Consider the following 16615-nt stretch of genomic DNA (forward strand, 5'->3'; position numbering starts at 1 on the left):
CACGGTATCGGCTGCCCAGGCGAAACCGGCCGACATCGCCCCGCGTTGCCAGGGCGGACCTTCTAGAGCGTCAGGACCGAACCAGCCGGGCGATCGCGGCCGACGCCTCGGCCAGCTTCTTGTCGGCCTCCTCGCCGCCCTCGGCGACCGCATGGCTGACGCAGTGGCTGAGATGCTCTTCGAGCAGACCGAGCGCCACCGACTGCAGCGCGCTGTTGACGGCGCTGATCTGGGTCAGCACGTCGATGCAGTACTTGTCGTCGTCGATCATCTTGGCGATGCCGCGGACCTGCCCCTCGATCCGGCGCAGCCGTTTGGTGTAGTTGTCCTTGCGCTCCGAATAGCCATGTGCGCCAGTCATTTACCCTCCCAGCATCTGCTTCATCTGGTTGATCTCGGCCTGCTGCGCGGTGATCATGGTCTTGGCCATCGCGATCATGTCGGCGCTCTGCCCCTTCGCGACCTCGGTGTTCGCCATGTCGATGGCGCCCTGGTGATGGCCGATCATCGCCTGCAGCCACAGTGTGTCGAACTGCGGGCCGTTGAGCGACTTGAGCTTGGCCATCGTCGCGTCGTCGACCATGCCCTGCATCCCGTGGCCGCCGTGGTCGCCCATCCCGTTGGGGTCGGCGTCCCACTGCAGCAACAGCGCCTTCATTGCCTGGATCTCCGGCTGCTGCTCGGCCGAAATGGTGGCCGCCAGCGTGAGCACCGCCTGGTTGGTCGAGTGCTCGGGAGCCAGCGCCGCCAGCTCAACGGCCTGCTGATGGTGCGGGATCATCATCTGCGCGAACATCACGTCGTCGGCGTTGTGCGCGGCCACCGTTGAGCTGGTGGTGGGGGTCGCGGTGGCGTGCTGGCTGTGATCATCGGTTTTGCTACACGAGGACACGACGACGGCGGTGGCCAGGGCTGCGGTGACCGCCACGATGCGGCTGCTGGTGGACATCATCACCCCACCGTACCGGAATACCCCTCGGGGGTATAAAAATAAATTTGGTCACCACCCCCGACCACGGCATACTTGTCCGGTGACTCAAACGCCCGATCTCAAGCCCCGCAGTCGTGACGTCACCGACGGTCTGGAAAAGGCTGCCGCCCGCGGCATGCTCCGCGCGGTAGGCATGGGTGACGAGGATTTCGCCAAACCACAGATCGGGGTGGCGTCCTCGTGGAACGAGATCACCCCGTGCAACCTGTCGCTGCAGCGGCTCGCGCAGGCCGCCAAGGACGGCGTGCACGCCGCCGGTGGCTTCCCCATGGAGTTCGGCACCATCTCGGTGTCCGACGGCATCTCGATGGGCCATGAGGGCATGCACTTCTCGCTGGTGTCGCGCGAGGTCATCGCCGACAGCGTCGAGACGGTGATGATGGCCGAGCGCCTCGACGGGTCGGTGCTGCTGGCCGGCTGCGACAAGTCGCTGCCGGGCATGCTGATGGCCGCCGCGCGCCTCGACCTCGCCGCGGTGTTCCTCTACGCGGGCTCGATCCTGCCGGGGCGGGCGAAGCTGACCGACGGCAGCGAGATGGACGTGACGATCATCGACGCCTTCGAGGCCGTCGGCGCGTGCGCGCGCGGGCTGATGTCGCGTGCCGATGTCGACATCATCGAGCGGGCGATCTGCCCGGGCGAGGGCGCCTGCGGTGGCATGTTCACCGCCAACACGATGGCCAGTGCCGCCGAGGCACTGGGCATGTCGCTGCCGGGCAGCGCCGCGCCGCCGGCCACCGACCGCCGCCGTGACGGCTATGCGCGCCGCAGTGGCGAGGCCGTCGTGGAGCTCCTGCGCCGCGGGATCACCGCCCGCGACATCCTGACCAAGGAAGCCTTCGACAACGCGATCGCGGTCGTGATGGCGTTCGGCGGGTCCACCAACGCGGTGCTGCATCTGATGGCGATCGCGCATGAGGCCGACGTGAAGCTGACGCTGGAGGACTTCACCCGGATCGGCGCCAAGGTGCCGCACCTGGCTGACGTCAAGCCGTTCGGCAAGCACGTGATGTTCGACGTCGACCGCATCGGCGGCGTGCCGGTGGTCATGAAGGCACTGCTGGATGCCGGGCTGATGCACGGTGACGTCATGACGGTGACCGGCGAGACCATGGCGGCCAACCTGGCGCACATCGCGCCGCCCGATCCCGACGGCAAGGTGCTGCGTGCGCTGAGCAATCCGATCCACCCGACCGGCGGCATCACGATCCTGCACGGCTCGCTGGCTCCCGAGGGCGCGGTGGTCAAGTCGGCCGGTTTCGATTCCGACGTGTTCGAAGGCACCGCAAGGGTTTTCGACGGCGAGCGCGCCGCGATGAATGCGCTCGAAGACGGCACCATCGTGGCCAACGACGTCGTCGTCATCCGCTACGAGGGCCCCAAGGGTGGTCCCGGAATGCGCGAGATGCTGGCGATCACCGGCGCGATCAAGGGTGCCGGGCTTGGCAAGGATGTCCTGCTGTTGACCGACGGCCGGTTCTCTGGCGGCACCACCGGCCTCTGCGTGGGTCACGTGGCGCCGGAGGCTGTCGACGCCGGGCCGATCGCCTTCGTGCGCGACGGTGACCGGATCCGCCTCGACGTCGGCAACGGCACGCTCGACGTGCTGGTCGACGCCGACGAATTCGATTCCCGCAAAAGCGGATTCAACCCGCCCGCGCCCAAGTACACCACCGGTGTGCTGGCCAAGTACCGCAAGCTGGTCGGCTCGGCCGCTCAGGGAGCGGTCTGCGGCTAGGTCTTGCACGTTCGTGCGATGACGGCCGGCGAGGCCGAGCTGGTAGCGACCTGGCAGTACGACGGTGATTGGTCCATATACAACCTGGACTCGGCAGAGTCGATCCTCGATGACCTGGCTTGCTATCACTCGGTGCTTGAGCATGCTCGGGTGCTCGGGTTCTGCTGCACAGGCGTAGCGGCCCGGGTCCCCGGAATGACCGAGGAGCCAGGAATTCTCGATGTCGGACTGGGTATGGATCCCGCGCTTGTCGGACAAGGACACGGCGCAGCATTCGGAGCGGCTGTGCTGCGGTACCTAGCTGCCCAGGATCCCGACCAGACGCTGCGCGCAGTCATCCAGGATTGGAATGTGCGAAGTCTTCGCCTGACACGCCGGCTCGGATTCTCCGACGTCGGCCAATTAGTCGTGCACCTCAGCGACCAGCCCGTCACTTATCGCGTGTTGACCAGACCTCCGGGCTGATGCGGTGACCGCAGAATCGGCTAGCTAGCTGGCCGCTCGCTTGGAAGCCGCACCCCTGTGTGCCGAGCTCTTCTGAGCTGACTTGTGGCCGCTTGCAGCCGAACTGGGCTTCTTGGACGGCTTGCCCGACTTGGCACTGGACGCCGGTGTGCTCGCGGCGGTGGCCGTCGTGGTCGAGACCGTCTGTGCGCCAGACGATGCCGACGCGGGCGGATCCACTGGCGGATCCTCCGGCTCGGTCACGGGATCGGGCGTCGTGGTGGACTTGCCGGTCAACACGTCGCGGAAGCCGGTGAACAGCGCCTTGACCACATCACCGGGGACCGCCGCCCACTCCTGCGGCGTCAGCGTGGCCTGCGACAGGAACGGAACGAATTGCCCCGACTGGTCATAGGTCCGGTTGTAGGTGCCACCCTCACTCGGCGTCTGGACGTCGGTGTAGCCGATGTTGACCAGAATCTTCAGCGCCGGCTGCAGCGCGTCGGCCAGCGGGGTACCCAACGTGATCGGTATGCCCGCCTGCTTGAAGACCGCGTTGAGGATTCGCGACGGCAGCCGCAGCGGCTCCAGCAGCGGCAGGTCGTTGGCGACGATCGTGCTGTAGGTCGTGCTGGGGGCGCCGAGGGTCAACAGCGCGATGAGGTTGCCCTCAATCGTCGGGAGGTCGGTGCCCGCCAGGCCCACGCCGCCGCCGAGCAGATAGGTGGGCAGCGCGCTGGCCAAGAACGAGTTGGCCAGCGAGAACGGGTTCAGCGTTTCCGGGAAGTCGGACAGCATGTCGTAGCCGAGCGCGACGTTGACGAACGCGCCGTTCAACCTGATGCCGACGCTCGAGCCGGAGCCGGCGGTCGGGCTGACCGGGTTCATGCCGAACAGGTTGAAGATCGGCGCGAAGCGCGCGTACAGACCCCCGTTGGGGGTCTCGGGGTTGCGCACCAACGCGATCGGCAGGTTGGTGACGTTGGTGCCCTGCGAACAGGTGAGCCCCGAGGTGCACGCCTGCCCGCTGATGTTCACCTTCCCCCTGGCGACCAGCGGGGTGAAGCCCGCCGGCGTATTGCCATTGGCGCTCGCCAACAGCGCTTGGTACGTCTGGAGCGCGGCGGGCACGGCCGTTCCCGACACGACCATGAGCGGCCCGGTGGGACTGCTGGCCAGGACGTTGGGGCGTGAGAAGTAATAGTTGAGCGGGTTGAAAGTGGTGAACGTCGCGGCATTGAGGTCGTTGTACAGGCCGACCGGATCGGCCCTGTTGTAGTCGAAGGCGAGCGTGATCGACCCGACGACGGGCACGTTGTCGAAGGTGTAGCTGTCGACGCCGAGCTGGTTGACGAGCCACAGCAGCGGCCCGGTGGTGGTCGTATCGAGGGTGAGCGCCGCGTTTGCCGTGGGTGCCACCGGCGTGGCAACCGAACCCATCGTCATCGCGACGGCGGTGGCGGCTGCGGCCCCGACGAGTGCGGCCTTCCTGGCCCCGACCTTCGATCCTCGCCGGACCCTGTTCATTAGCGCTGCAGCTACCATTACCCACCCCTTTTTGCCGACCCCTGAGGCTGCTTCCAGGAAGATAACCCCTCAGGTTGGCGGTGGTGGGGATTTGGCAATGTCTGTGTGCGGCGGCGCCGAATTAGCCGGTGGTAGCGAACTCCGCGTAAATCTGCGGCAGCATCCCGGCCAGGTGACTCATCTCCTGCGAGCAGTGCACCAGCAGGTCGCGCGGGTCGGGCAGCTGATGAGCGGCGATCGGGCGGATCACCGAGTCGGTCAGTCGGTTGCCGCGCCGCACACCGGTGTACGGGCCGCCCATCCAGAACCGGGACCGCATCTCCGCGCCGCCGGCAGTGGCCCGGATGTGGTGGACGAACCAGCCGGTACCCACGGGCACCTCACTGGATCCCAGCCGCGCACATACCGCAACGTCGGTGCCCAGCCTCGACGCGTCCAGCCCCAGCGCCGCCGGCTCGAGGAACTGGATGGCCGCCTTGGCGTAGGCCGAGCCCAGATACTCCTCGATGATCGAGGTCCGCCCGACGTAACCGGAGCCGACCTCACCGTCACCCCAGTGCGCCGAGGCGTGCGCGCGCGGATGCCACAGCTTGTAGCGACTGGACTCGCTGCCGTGCCAGCCGAACCACCAGTCCCACATCGCCGGCGTGACTCCGGGCATGTCGGTGCGGATCGCGACATGAAATCCGCCGCCGCGAAGGCTGCCGTAACCGTTCTCGGTCTGCTGGTATCCCTCGTCGAGAATGGTTGCGGCGGAATCGAATCCGAGCATCACCTGATCAGCCTGCGGGCCGTGCTCGAGCGCGATGACGGCGTGCCTTGGCAGTTCCGCCATCTCGGGATTGAAGTACTTGCCCCACGCGGTGTCGCCGTCGCCGGGCCGGTAGCCCACATACGTCTCGGTCATCAGACGCGCCCCATCCAGCTGTGGAACCGACCGTCGGGGTCGTACTCGGCCCGCACGCGGTCGAGCTTCGCCATGCTCACGTCGGTGGCGAACTTCGCCGGCCGCTTGCCCAGATTCTCGTCAGCCAACTGAATTCCGGTGGCCAGCGGTGCCATCGCGGCCATGTTGGTGCGGGGCCAGTCGGCGTACTTCTCGTCGTCGGCCGGGTCCAGCCAGCCGGCGTAGAGCGCCAGGTAGATCTCGCTTTCCAGGCTGTAGGCCATGTCCTGACGATCCGGTGACGGACCCCAGTTCAGCCAGAGGAAATGCGCGGGGTGCGGCGGCAGGGTCTCCAGGATGCGGTGAATGCCCGGCATCAGCTCGGCGGCCGAGGCGTTGGTCCACATGTTGTCGGCCGTGTACCGGTGATCGGCCAGATAGTTGCTCATCACCGCGGTGTACCAATCAGCCAGTGCCATAGGCGCATACGGGAACGCCACCAGCGCCTTGTCGACGACCGGGCATCGGTCGAGGATGCCGAACGCCTCCCTGGCCTCGGCCTCGGTGTCGGCGAATGCCGGTGAGGCCATCACGATGGCCGGCCGATCGATGCCCGCGTCGGGCACGCTGCTGGTGGCGACGATCTGCAACTCGACCCGGCGATCCACCTCGGCGGAGATATCGCGCGCCCAGGTGAAGATCTCGTCGGCGAGCTCGATGGGATAGGCGTAGAAGCTGCTGCCCAACACGGCGGGCCTCTTGTAGAGCTTGAGGTGGAACGCGGTGACCACGGCGAAGAATCCGGGCCCGGAACCGCGGGCGGCCCAGTAGAGATCCGGATGGTGGTCGGCGTCGATGTAGATCTGGTCGCCGTCGGCGGTCACCACGTCCAGCCCGATCACGCTCTCGCAGGCCGGCCCGACGACCCGGCTGTTCCAGCCGTAACCGCCCTGCAGCAGATAGCCGCCGATACACACGCCCTTGCAATGGCCGGCAGGGAAGAACAAGCCCACCGCGTCGAGCTCGGCGGCCAGCACGCTGCCGCCCTTGCCGGGACCCGCGACCGCGGTCTGCGCGTCGGTATCGATGCTGGTCTGGTCCACCCGGCTCATGTCGAGCAGCACGGCGCCATCGCGCAGGTGGCTGGCCGCCCAGCTGTGCCCGCCGGACTTGATGCTGACCTGCTTGTTGTTGGCCTTGGCGTAGCGCACGGCGGCGACCACGTCGTCGGCGCCGACCGCTTGGACGATGACGTCCGGATAGCGGTCGGGCACGCGCTGGTTCCACACCGTGGCGGTGCGCGCGGCTTCGTAACCGTCGTCGCCTCGGAAGAAATGGCGACCCTCGGGAAGTGACCCCACCACAGCCTCCTCTGGTTCACATTTCGGATCTGTATGATCCGTATTGCGGCACAATACCGCGCAGGGAACGCACAGGGAAGGGCCGACCAGATGGCAGATCCGGAAATTTCCGAGGTGCATGGCGAGCGAGCGGGAAGCGCCCGCGACGACGGCATTCAGGTCCTGCGCCGCGCTGCGGCCGCACTCGACGAGATCGCGACCGCGCCGGGCCGACTGCGGCTGGTCGACCTGCACAGCCGGCTGGGCCTGGCCAAGTCCACCACCCGGCGGCTGCTGTTCGGTCTGGTCGAGGTGGGGTTCGCTGCCGTGGACGACGACGGCCGCATCGTCCTTGGCGAGCGGCTGCTGGGCTTGTCCAGCGCCAACGCCGCCCACATCACCTCGGCCTTCCGGCCGACCCTGGAGGCGGTGGCCGAGGCCACCGGGGAAACCGCGGACCTCTCGGTGTACCGCGGTGGCCAGATGCTGTTCATCGACCAGATCGAATCGCCCCATCGGCTGCGCGCTGTCTCGGCGATCGGCGGCCGGTTCACCCTGCACGACACCGCCAACGGGAAGGCGGCGCTGGCGCTGTTCGACGACGCCGACATCGAGTCGGCGCTGGCTCCGCTTGACCCGGTCGCGGGCGCCGCAGTGCGGGCCGATATCCGCGAGATCCGCGCCGGTCGAGTGGCTTTCGACCGCGACGAGCACACCGACGGGATCTCGGCCGCAGGCATTGCGGGACGGGCCGTCGGCGGCAATATCGTCGCGATCTCGGTGCCCGCGCCGACCGAGCGGTTCAACCGACACAAGGACCGCATCGTCGCCGCACTGCACTCGGCTCTGGACGCGACGGTCTGGTCCAACTGAGGTAAATCTGACCATCCGGTTGGTTGGGCTTGCCAGCGAGTCTGCCAGCGGAGCACAGTGGCTAGCATGAGCCGCACCGCCTTACGTATTTGTCCGCTGTGCGAGGCCACCTGCGGGATGGTCCTCACCATCGATGACAACGATCGGGTCAGCTCGGCCCGGGGCGATCGTGACGACGTGTTCAGTCACGGTTTCATCTGCCCGAAGGGCGCCAGCTTCGCCGAATTGGACAACGATCCCGACCGGCTGCAGAACCCGTTGGTGCGCCGCGACGGTGAACTGGTCGAGACCACCTGGGCGGAGGCCTTCGCCGCGGCCGCCGACGGGTTGCAGCGCGTCATCGCCGACACCGGCGGGACGTCGGTGGCGGTCTACCTGGGTAACCCCAACGCGCACACCATCGCCGGGTCCCTCTACGGGCCGGTCGTCATCAAGTCGCTGGGCACCCGCCAGGTGTACTCCGCCAGCACGCTCGATCAGATGCCCAAGCATGTCTCGTGCGGCTACCTGTACGGCAACCCGGTTGCCTTCACCGTGCCCGACCTCGACCGCACCGACTATCTCGTCATCATCGGCGCAAACCCGTTGGTGTCCAACGGCTCTCTTGCCACCGCCGCTGACTTCCCCGGCAAGATCAAGGCCTTGCGGCGCCGTGGGGGCACGCTCGTGGTGATCGATCCCAGCCGCACCCGCACCGCCGAATTGGCCGATCGCCACCTCGCCGTGCGCCCCGGCTCCGACGCCGCGCTGCTATTCGCGATCGTGCACGTCCTCTTCGACGAGGACCTGGTCGACCTGGGCCGGCTTGCCGATCACGTCACGGGGCTGGATCGGGTACAGGCGGCCGCACTGGACTTCCCGCCGGACGCCGTCGCTGAGCATTGCGGGGTGGATGCCGACGAAATCCGAAGCCTTGCACGGGAAATCGCTGCCGCACCAAGTGCGGCGGTCTACGGCCGCATCGGCACCTCGACCGTCGAGTTCGGCACCCTGACCAGCTGGCTGGTGGACGTGGTCAACATCCTGACGGGCAATCTGGATCGGCCCGGCGGGGTGATGTTCGCCAGCTCCACCATCGCCGGAGCCCCGCGACCGGCGCGCCCCGGCCGCGGCTTCACGACGGGCCGCTGGCGCAGCCGGGTCTCGGGTCACCGCGAGGTGCTGTCCGAGATGCCCGCGGTCGCGCTGGCCGAGGAGATCGAGAATCCCGGCGAGGGTCAGATCCGGGCGATGATCACCATCGCGGGCAATCCGGTGTTGTCGGCGCCGGATGGCGCCCGCCTGCAGGATGCTCTGGCCAGCGTCGGCTTCATGGTGTCGGTCGATCCCTACCTCAACGAGACGACCCGCCATGCCGACGTGATCCTGCCACCGCCACCGCCCTCTCGCGCAGCACATTTCGACCTCGCCCTCAGCGGCGCGGTGGTGCGCAACAACGCCCGGTACTCCCCGCCGGTGCTCCCACTGGCCGACGGCCGGCCCGACGAGTGCGAGATCCTGGCCCGGCTGGCACTGATCGTGCTGGGCCTGGGTCCAGACGCCGACCCGAAACTGGTGGACGACCAGGTGATCGGATCCACGCTGGGCAAGGAGGTCGCCGACGAACACTCCCCCGTCGCCGGTCGGACGGTCGAGGAGTTGACCGCCATGCTGCCCGAGGGTCGCGGTTTCGAACGGCGGCTGGACATGATGCTGCGGCTGGGCCCGTTCGGTGACGGGTTCGGCGCCAGCCCCGACGGCCTGACCCTGCAGCGGGTCAAGGACGCCCCGCACGGGGTGGACCTCGGCGCGCTAGTCCCCCGCATTCCCGAGATTCTCCGAACTCCTTCGGGGACAGTCGAATTGGATCCCGACCCGATCCTGGCCGATATCCCACGGCTGCTTGCGTCGCTGACGTCGGAGCCGGGGTTCCTGCTGATCGGCCGGCGTCACCTGCGGTCCAACAACAGCTGGATGCACAACCTGCCTGCCTTGTCCGGCGGTTCCAATCGCTGCACGCTGCAGATCCACCCCGACGATGCCGCGCGGCTGGGCCTGGAGGAGATGGCTGTGGTCACCGGCCCGGGCGGGAAACTCGAAGTGCCCGTTGAGATCACCGATTCCATCCGGCCGGGCGTCGTGTCAGTGCCACACGGCTGGGGTCATACCGAGCCGGGCACCCGGATGCAGGTGGCGGCACGCGATCCGGGCGTGAACGTCAACAGCCTCAACGACGGCACGCTGCTGGATCCGTTGTCGGGCACCGCGGTGCTCAACGCGCTGCCGGTCGAGGTGGCTCGGGCGGGTTAGACGAAGTCGGCGACGAAGGTCCGACTGATCCGGCCCCATGTACTGACCTCGTCCCGGTCGACGACGCGGGGATTGGTGAAGGCCCGGGTCTTACCTCGGTGCATCACCTGGCCGCCGCCGGCCGCGAGGAGGTTGCGCAGCCAGTCCGACTCCTCGCCGTACCCGATCGGCACCATCAACGAGCCGTCGCGAACGGTGACCGCCACCGGCGTGCGGTACTCGTGACCAGACTTGCGGCCTCGGTGGATGAGCATCCCCCACGGCGGCAGGTACGGCGCCAACAAGCCGTTTATTTTGTTGGTGACCCGCCGGTTGAACGTCGCCATTACCCGCATCAGTCGCATGCTGCTCATTGTCGCAGCGCTCCCGCGACCCTGTAACCGTGGTGCGGGTTCCTCGGGCTTTTCCAATCCACCGTAGCGGCAGTTATTTCCGCACGGCGAGGGTGTTGAGGTCGACCTGGCTGAGAAGCGGGGAAATGCCGACGTTCGTTACATTCGCGCCGACGACCTCGGGATCATTGTCCTGCATTACCGGCAGCACCGGCCAGGCAGTTGACTGGATCTCGTTGGCGATCTCGACGAACTTCTTGGCGGTCGCAGCCGGGTCCGCTGTCGAAGACTTCAGTTCGGCCAGTTGACCGGAGAACTTCGGATCGAAATATTTCGCCGCGTTTCTCGGGCCCCACGTGGTGCCGTCACTGTTCGGCCCGAGCACGGGCAGGGTCGCGGATGCTGCCGTGGGCCAGTCGGCGCACCATCCCGGGGAAGGGTCGATGTCCCAACCGTCGACACCGTCCAAGAGGGCGGTGAGGTCGGTGTCTGAGTGCCGGTCGACGGCCACCTCGAAGCCAACCGCCTTGAGATTCGCCTCGATCTGGGTGATCTCCTTGCCATACGCGGGGCTCGGCGAATCGGCGACGGCGATGTGCAGCGATGGCAACGACTTGCCGTCGAGCAGCTTCTTCGCAGCGTCGGGGTCGCCGCCGGGTTTGAGGCCGAGATTCGGTGCGGCGTAACCGGGAATGTCTGATGGAATCACCGAGTCGACGACTGAGCCGTAAAGATCGCCGCCGTAGGCGGATTGAATGCCCTGCCGGTCGATGGCGAGTGCGATCGCATGGCGGATATCCGGGTCCTTGAGCCGTTGAGTGTTCATCGCGATGTAGTCGACACACGGCCCCGGCCCATTGATGAACCGAGGGCTGACGGCGGGTTCTTGCGCCTTGCCGAAGTCGCTGACCGCGAGCACTCCGTCCAATGGGACCGCGAACGCGTCGTTACCGTCGCCCTTGATGAGTCGCTCGCTGGCTCTGGCTGCTTTCAGGTCGAATTGGAAGCGGTCGGGATAGGCGGGCCGGTTGGGATCGGTTGCCGGATCCCAGTTTTCGTTACGTACCAGCGATAGCGCTGTGCCCTGTTGGTAGTTCTCGATCTTGTATGGCCCCGATGAGACCGGATGATTGCTGTAGGCCTCCTTCGTATCCGCGTCCTTGGGCACTGGCGCGGTGTAGGGCAAGGACATGATCCAGTCCGCGTCGGGTTGGGGCCCGTCGAAGTGGAAGATCAACGTCCTGTCATCGGGAGTCTCGACCGAGCTGAGGTCTTTTTCTGGTGTGGCATAAGGGCTTTTGAAATCCGTCTCGTTCTTGAGAAGATCCTTCATCCACGTCGCACCCAGCGGAAACACGTCGCTGTCGAAGGAGCGCATCACGCCGTATTTGATGTCTTGGGCGGTGATCGGCCGGCCGTCTTCGTACTTCAGGCCAGCCCGCAGCCGGTACGTCCAGGTGCTTCCGCCGTCACTGGAAGTACCAAGAGATTCGGCAAGGTCGGGTTGGATCGACGGAGTCGCGCCAGGTATGTCGTTGATGAACGTCAACGAGCGGTAGATGAGCCGCCCCACCTCTGTGTTGGCCGTTTCGTAATTGTTGGCCGGATCCAACGATTCGAAGTCCTCCTCTTTGAGGACGTATACCGTTCCGCCCTTGGCAGTAATGCCCTTGTCCTTGATCCGCGCCGACGATTTGGCGGATTGCGTTTCTGGACCCGCGGACTCCGACTTGCCACCGGGCTTGCCACTCGTTGAACAGCCGGCCACCGTCAGTGCGGTAGCGACGACGAGCACGCCGAAAAACCTCAAGCGGTATCTCACGTGAATGGACCCCCCAGTCTCATAGCGCCGACAGCAAATACGGCGCTACACGGAGACAACCACGTCGAGAGACTAAATCGCAAGCAAATCAACAGAATCGTGACGAGTGCCTGTCATCGGACGCCTTCTTTGGCATACACCACCCGCAGCACATGGCCGACCTCCGCGCCCATCACCACGGCAGCCAGCTCGCAGAACGTCGCGATGAAATCCGTGCCGTGGGCCGGCCCCTGCGGTGTCAGGTGATGGGCGATCTCGTGCAGCAGGACCAGTTCCCGCATGGCCCAGTCCGCGGAGCTCCGGTCTGGGACCGCGATAATGCCTGTGCCATCGGAGTTTTCGTAGTGGGCGGCACTAGCCGCACGCCGGGGTCGGACTTTCAGCGGTTCCGGTGCCGGCCAGCGGTCGGTCACGGCGGGCAGCGCGAGGACGTCGTCGACATAGCGTTGTACCGACGGCATGGACGCGAAACGCCCCTCCGGCGGCAGGGTGAGCTGCGTTCCGAAGAAGTCGATGGTGCGCGAACTATGTTGTGCGGCACGGTCGAAGAGTGTGCGGACGAACTCCTCGGCCGCGTAGACGCGGGAGCGTTGGCTGTCGCGCGCCGTCACCTCGGCAGCCGGGTCCGCGTCCCCGGCAGTTCGGGACTGGACCCCAGCCGGGCCTGCTTGCCGGCCCGGTCACCGGCACGTCGGGCCGCCGACGAGTACCCCGCCGTAGCGCGGTTGGCCTGCCAGGTGCCGCGCGCCTTGGAGTTCTGCCGGTAGTGGTCGCGCAGTTCAAGTTCCTTGTTACGCAGCGCAAGCGCGGTTCCCGGCGCGGTCTTGCGGTCCCGGGTGGCCTCGGCCCGGGCCTCCTCACGCGCGTGGGACAGCCGCTGGGCGACGCGGGCGCCGAAGGCCAGCTGGAAGTTCAGCCGCGCGGTGATGGTCGGCGTCGGCTTATGCGCACCGGTGGACAGATACGCATCGCAGGACCGCACCATCTGGACGACCAGGCTCGCATAGAGGGCGTGACTGGCGTCGATGTCCTCGGTGAAGCCGTAGGCGTAGACGAACGTCGAATTCGAGGCGACATCGCACTGCACGTCGTTAGCCGCGGCGATGCCCGCGAACAGCTGCACGTAGGTGCGCAGGCCCCGGGAGCCGGGGTCGCCGATGGTGATGGTCCGCTGGGTCGGCACCTGCGCCGCGGTCCGGGTGGCGGAATGCGCGCGCGCGACGGCCAGGTCGATCGACGTCGCGGTGGCCAGCCGCTGGGCGGCGGACATGAACGCCTCGGCCTCGTGGACGTTGTCGGTGCCTTCGGCCTGGCGCAGGAGTGCTGCGATCCGCGCCAGCATCTTGTCGTCGGTCACGATTGGCAACCTAGCGGAGCGGCCCGACACTGGCACGGCCGCCGCGACCGTTACTGGCCGACGAACCCGTCCAGCGCGACCGTCAGCTGTGGTGAGAGCGGACCCGGCTTGGCGTAGTTGCCGACGTTGTCGCTGGCGTCGTCGCGCAGCACATGGTTGACACCCTTGAGCGCGACCACCGACAACGAGGTGTGCGCCAGTGCATCGGTGAAGGCCTTGATATCCGCACAGTTGGCCTGCCCGTCGGAATCCGAGCACGTCACCAAGACCGGTGTGCCGCCAGGGATGCGGGCAGCCAGCTCCAGCGGGTCGATAGCGTCGGCCTCGACGACGGCCTTGACGTTGCCGGGGTTGAGAATCGCGCTCAGGCTCTCGGGCAGCTTGGCCGGCACGCTGCCCTTGGTGCGCGCCTCGGTGACGGCAGCGTTCCATGCGGCAATCGTCTGGTCGGCCTGCTGCTGGGTTTTCTGCCCGGCCTTCACGGCGGCGGCCATATCGGTTGTGACCCGCTTGCTGATCAGGTCGAGGTAGCGGCCCGCCAGCGGCTGCAGCAGACCCAGCGAATGGATCTTGGGTGCTCCAGGAGATGTGTCGTCGGCCAGCGTCATCGCATGGATGGTGCCCTCGCCGAGCGCGTACACCGAGATGTGGTCCTTGTCGGTGGCGGACTGCCCGGCCAGGAACCGCACCGCGGACTTCGCGCCGACGGTGTAGACGGCGCTGCCCACGTCGGCCGGGTGATCGGCATACGGGCCCAGGCCCGTCTGCCCGGTGCCGACCTTGTCGTAGCGCAGCGAGGCCACCCCGTGATTCGACAGGTATTCGGCCAGCTGACGCATGTTGCCGATCGGCCCGGCGACGTTGTTGTCGCCGTTGCGGTCGGTGCGCCCGCTCTCCGAGATCAGCAGCGCGGCCGGCCCCTTCTGGTCGCCGTGCTGATGACGGTAGGTGCCGTGGATGGTCAGCCCGTCCGCGACGAACGTCACCTCGTCCTCGACCCAGGCGTTGTGCGACTCGCTGTTCGACGAGCAGCCGGCCACCAGCATCAGCGCCATCGCCGCCATCGCGATGCGACGGCGCCAGCTCACAGCCTGGCCTCGATCCAGGCGGTCACGTCGTCGAGCACCCGATCGCGCTCGGGCTCGTTGAACACCTCGTGATAGAGCCCCGGATAGACCTTGAGGTGGACGTCGCTGGAGCCGACACAGTCGACCAGCAATTCACTCCCGGCGGCCGGCACCAGCGCATCGTCGGCGCCGTGCACGACCAGCAATGGTGCGGTGAGCTGACGCGCGCGCTGTGGCATGGTCTCGCCGACCGTCACCAGCGCCTTGGCGATGCCGGCGGGGATCTTGCCGTGATGCACCAGCGGGTCGGCGTTGTAGGCCGCCACCACCTCGGGGTCGCGGGAGATGGCGCCTGCATCGAGTTCCTCGACCGGCAGGTCCGGCAGCAGTGAGCCGACCGCCTTGCCGAGCAGCAATTTGGCGCGGGACACCCCGGTTTGGGCCGAGACGGCGGGACCGGAGAGCACCATCAGGTCGAAGTCTTTCTGGTGGTCCACCCCGTAGGCGAACACGATGCCGCCGCCCATGCTGTGGCCGAGCACGATTCGCTTCAGGCCGGGGTGCTCGGCGGTGGCGATATTGACCAGGGTGCCGAAGTCCCCGGTGTACTCGTTGATCGACCTGACGCGCACGCGCTTGCCGCCGGAACGGCCGTGCCCGCGATGGTCGAGCGCGTAGGTCACCAGGCCGGCTTGGCCGAAGCGTTCGGCGACGTGGTCATACCGGCGAGCGTGTTCGCCCAGGCCGTGGGAGAGCACGACGACGCCGCGCAGCTCGGTATCCGGTGTCCACACGTCGTAGACGATGCGGACGCCGCCGACTCCGTCGAACGTCCGCTCGGTGCGCGTTGTGACCATCAAGGGAGCGTAACCGCCAAGACGGCACGGCCCGTTGTCGGTGCGCGTGCGTAAGCTCGGTCGGTGTGAGCGTGCTCGCGCATAATCTTGACGACGGTCTCGACCCGAACCGGGGCGACTTCCTGGTGCAGGCCGAGCCGTACCGACGCGAATTATTGGCGCACTGCTACCGGATGACGGGGTCGTTGCACGACGCCGAGGATCTGGTGCAGGAGACCTTCCTGCGGGCGTGGAAGTCTTATGACCGCTTCGAGGGCAAGTCCTCGGTACGCACCTGGCTGCATCGCATCGCCACCAACACCTGCTTGACGTCGCTGGAGGGCAGGCAGCGCCGGCCACTGCCGACGGGGCTGGGTGCGCCGAGCTCCCAACCCACCGACGAGCTCGTCGAACGCGGCGAGGTGCCGTGGCTGGAGCCGCTCCCCGACTCGTTGAACGACGACCCCGCTGATCCATCTGTGATCGTCGGTTCGCGGGAGTCGGTGCGGCTGGCATTCGTTGCGGCGCTGCAGCATCTTTCAACGCGGCAACGCGCCGTTCTGGTGCTGCGCGATGTGCTGCAGTGGAAGGCCGCTGAAGTCGCCGACGCCATCGGCACCTCCGTCGCCGCCGTCAACAGCCTCCTGCAACGAGCCCGGGCCCAGCTCGACGCCGTCGGGCCCAGCCAGGACGATCAGTTGTCCCCGCCGGAGTCGGCGGAAGCCCGCGAACAGCTGGCCCGCTATATCTCGGCGTTCGAGGACTACGACATCCCGCGGCTGGTGGAGATGTTCACCGCCGAAGCGGTGTGGGAGATGCCCCCGTTCGACGGCTGGTATCAGGGCGGCCCGGCCATCGGTGCGCTCATCCACCACAACTGCCCGGCCGATTCCCCCGAGGACATGCGCTTGTTGCCGCTGACTGCCAACGGCCAGCCGGCCGCGGCGATGTACATGCGTTTACCCGAGACCGGCGGCCGCCACGTGCCGTTCCAGCTCCACGTCCTCGACCTGGGCCCGGACGGCATCTCGCATGTGGTGGCTTTCCTCGACACCAGCCTCTTCGCGAAATTCGGCCTGCCCGAAGCCCTTTAGCGGATCAGGAGCATTGCAG

At 67.0% G+C, this 16615-nt stretch carries 16 protein-coding genes; 5 read left to right on the forward strand and 11 right to left on the reverse strand.

Features of this window, described 5'->3' with window-relative positions; translation table 11 throughout:
• Positions 1-70: 70 nt before the first annotated feature.
• Both SLQ31_RS21520 and SLQ31_RS21525 read right to left on the reverse strand, forming a co-directional pair.
• Positions 71-361, reverse strand: coding sequence for a metal-sensitive transcriptional regulator (locus SLQ31_RS21520; RefSeq protein WP_319436086.1), 291 nt, complete (start codon positions 359-361; stop codon positions 71-73).
• On the reverse strand, positions 362-949 hold the full coding sequence (locus SLQ31_RS21525; RefSeq protein WP_413642679.1) for a DUF305 domain-containing protein: 588 nt from the start codon (positions 947-949) through the stop codon (positions 362-364).
• A gap of 82 nt (positions 950-1031) precedes the next feature.
• On the opposite strand from SLQ31_RS21525, the gene ilvD reads away from it, so the two are divergent.
• Positions 1032-2729, forward strand: a complete 1698-nt coding sequence (ilvD, locus tag SLQ31_RS21530; protein WP_319436089.1) for a dihydroxy-acid dehydratase — start codon at positions 1032-1034, stop codon at positions 2727-2729.
• Between the two features lie 18 nt (positions 2730-2747).
• Positions 2748-3194 carry a GNAT family protein gene (locus tag SLQ31_RS21535; protein ID WP_319436091.1) on the forward strand — a complete coding sequence of 149 codons (447 nt, stop codon included), beginning with the start codon at positions 2748-2750 and terminating at the stop codon, positions 3192-3194.
• A gap of 24 nt (positions 3195-3218) precedes the next feature.
• On the opposite strand, the gene SLQ31_RS21540 is transcribed toward SLQ31_RS21535, so the two are convergent.
• The 3 genes from SLQ31_RS21540 to SLQ31_RS21550 form a co-directional block, all read right to left on the reverse strand.
• Positions 3219-4700 (reverse strand): PE-PPE domain-containing protein, encoded by a 1482-nt coding sequence (locus SLQ31_RS21540; RefSeq protein WP_319436093.1) that lies wholly within the window; start codon positions 4698-4700, stop codon positions 3219-3221.
• A gap of 121 nt (positions 4701-4821) precedes the next feature.
• Positions 4822-5610, reverse strand: coding sequence for a DAPG hydrolase family protein (locus SLQ31_RS21545; protein ID WP_319436253.1), 789 nt, complete (start codon positions 5608-5610; stop codon positions 4822-4824).
• Positions 5607-6947, reverse strand: coding sequence for an FAD-binding oxidoreductase (locus SLQ31_RS21550; protein ID WP_319436094.1), 1341 nt, complete (start codon positions 6945-6947; stop codon positions 5607-5609). Before SLQ31_RS21550 ends, SLQ31_RS21545 begins: the two co-directional genes overlap by 4 nt.
• Before the next feature lie 90 nt (positions 6948-7037).
• Here SLQ31_RS21550 and SLQ31_RS21555 point away from each other — a divergent pair, with 90 nt between their 5' ends.
• Together SLQ31_RS21555 and SLQ31_RS21560 are read left to right on the forward strand one after the other, a co-directional pair.
• Positions 7038-7799: an IclR family transcriptional regulator gene (locus tag SLQ31_RS21555; RefSeq protein ID WP_319436095.1), complete on the forward strand. Its 762-nt coding sequence runs from the start codon at positions 7038-7040 to the stop codon at positions 7797-7799.
• Positions 7800-7865: 66 nt separating this feature from the next.
• The gene (locus tag SLQ31_RS21560) at positions 7866-10088 is read left to right on the forward strand and encodes a molybdopterin oxidoreductase family protein (RefSeq protein WP_319436096.1); all 2223 of its coding nucleotides are present in this window, start codon (positions 7866-7868) and stop codon (positions 10086-10088) included.
• Here SLQ31_RS21560 and SLQ31_RS21565 read toward each other — a convergent pair.
• From SLQ31_RS21565 to SLQ31_RS21590, 6 genes are all read right to left on the reverse strand, one after another.
• Positions 10085-10441, reverse strand: a complete 357-nt coding sequence (locus SLQ31_RS21565) for a nitroreductase family deazaflavin-dependent oxidoreductase (protein WP_319436097.1) — start codon at positions 10439-10441, stop codon at positions 10085-10087. The genes SLQ31_RS21560 and SLQ31_RS21565 overlap by 4 nt on opposite strands.
• A gap of 73 nt (positions 10442-10514) precedes the next feature.
• The gene (locus SLQ31_RS21570) at positions 10515-12215 is read right to left on the reverse strand and encodes an ABC transporter substrate-binding protein (protein ID WP_319436098.1); all 1701 of its coding nucleotides are present in this window, start codon (positions 12213-12215) and stop codon (positions 10515-10517) included.
• A gap of 140 nt (positions 12216-12355) precedes the next feature.
• Positions 12356-12853, reverse strand: coding sequence for a TIGR04338 family metallohydrolase (locus SLQ31_RS21575; protein WP_319436100.1), 498 nt, complete (start codon positions 12851-12853; stop codon positions 12356-12358).
• Positions 12850-13599 (reverse strand): DUF2786 domain-containing protein, encoded by a 750-nt coding sequence (locus tag SLQ31_RS21580; protein ID WP_319436101.1) that lies wholly within the window; start codon positions 13597-13599, stop codon positions 12850-12852. Before SLQ31_RS21580 ends, SLQ31_RS21575 begins: the two co-directional genes overlap by 4 nt.
• 50 nt (positions 13600-13649) lie before the next feature.
• Complete coding sequence (locus SLQ31_RS21585; protein WP_319436254.1) at positions 13650-14654, reverse strand: hypothetical protein; 1005 nt, start codon at positions 14652-14654, stop codon at positions 13650-13652.
• Positions 14655-14683: 29 nt separating this feature from the next.
• Entirely contained in the window at positions 14684-15523 is an 840-nt protein-coding gene (locus SLQ31_RS21590) for an alpha/beta hydrolase (RefSeq protein WP_319436102.1), read from the reverse strand.
• 65 nt (positions 15524-15588) lie between these two features.
• Between SLQ31_RS21590 and SLQ31_RS21595 the strand changes: the two genes are divergently transcribed.
• Positions 15589-16596, forward strand: a complete 1008-nt coding sequence (locus SLQ31_RS21595) for a sigma-70 family RNA polymerase sigma factor (protein WP_413642686.1) — start codon at positions 15589-15591, stop codon at positions 16594-16596.
• Positions 16597-16615 lie beyond the last annotated feature (19 nt).

This window comes from Mycobacterium sp. RTGN5, assembly GCF_033804465.1.
Lineage (GTDB): Bacteria > Actinomycetota > Actinomycetes > Mycobacteriales > Mycobacteriaceae > Mycobacterium.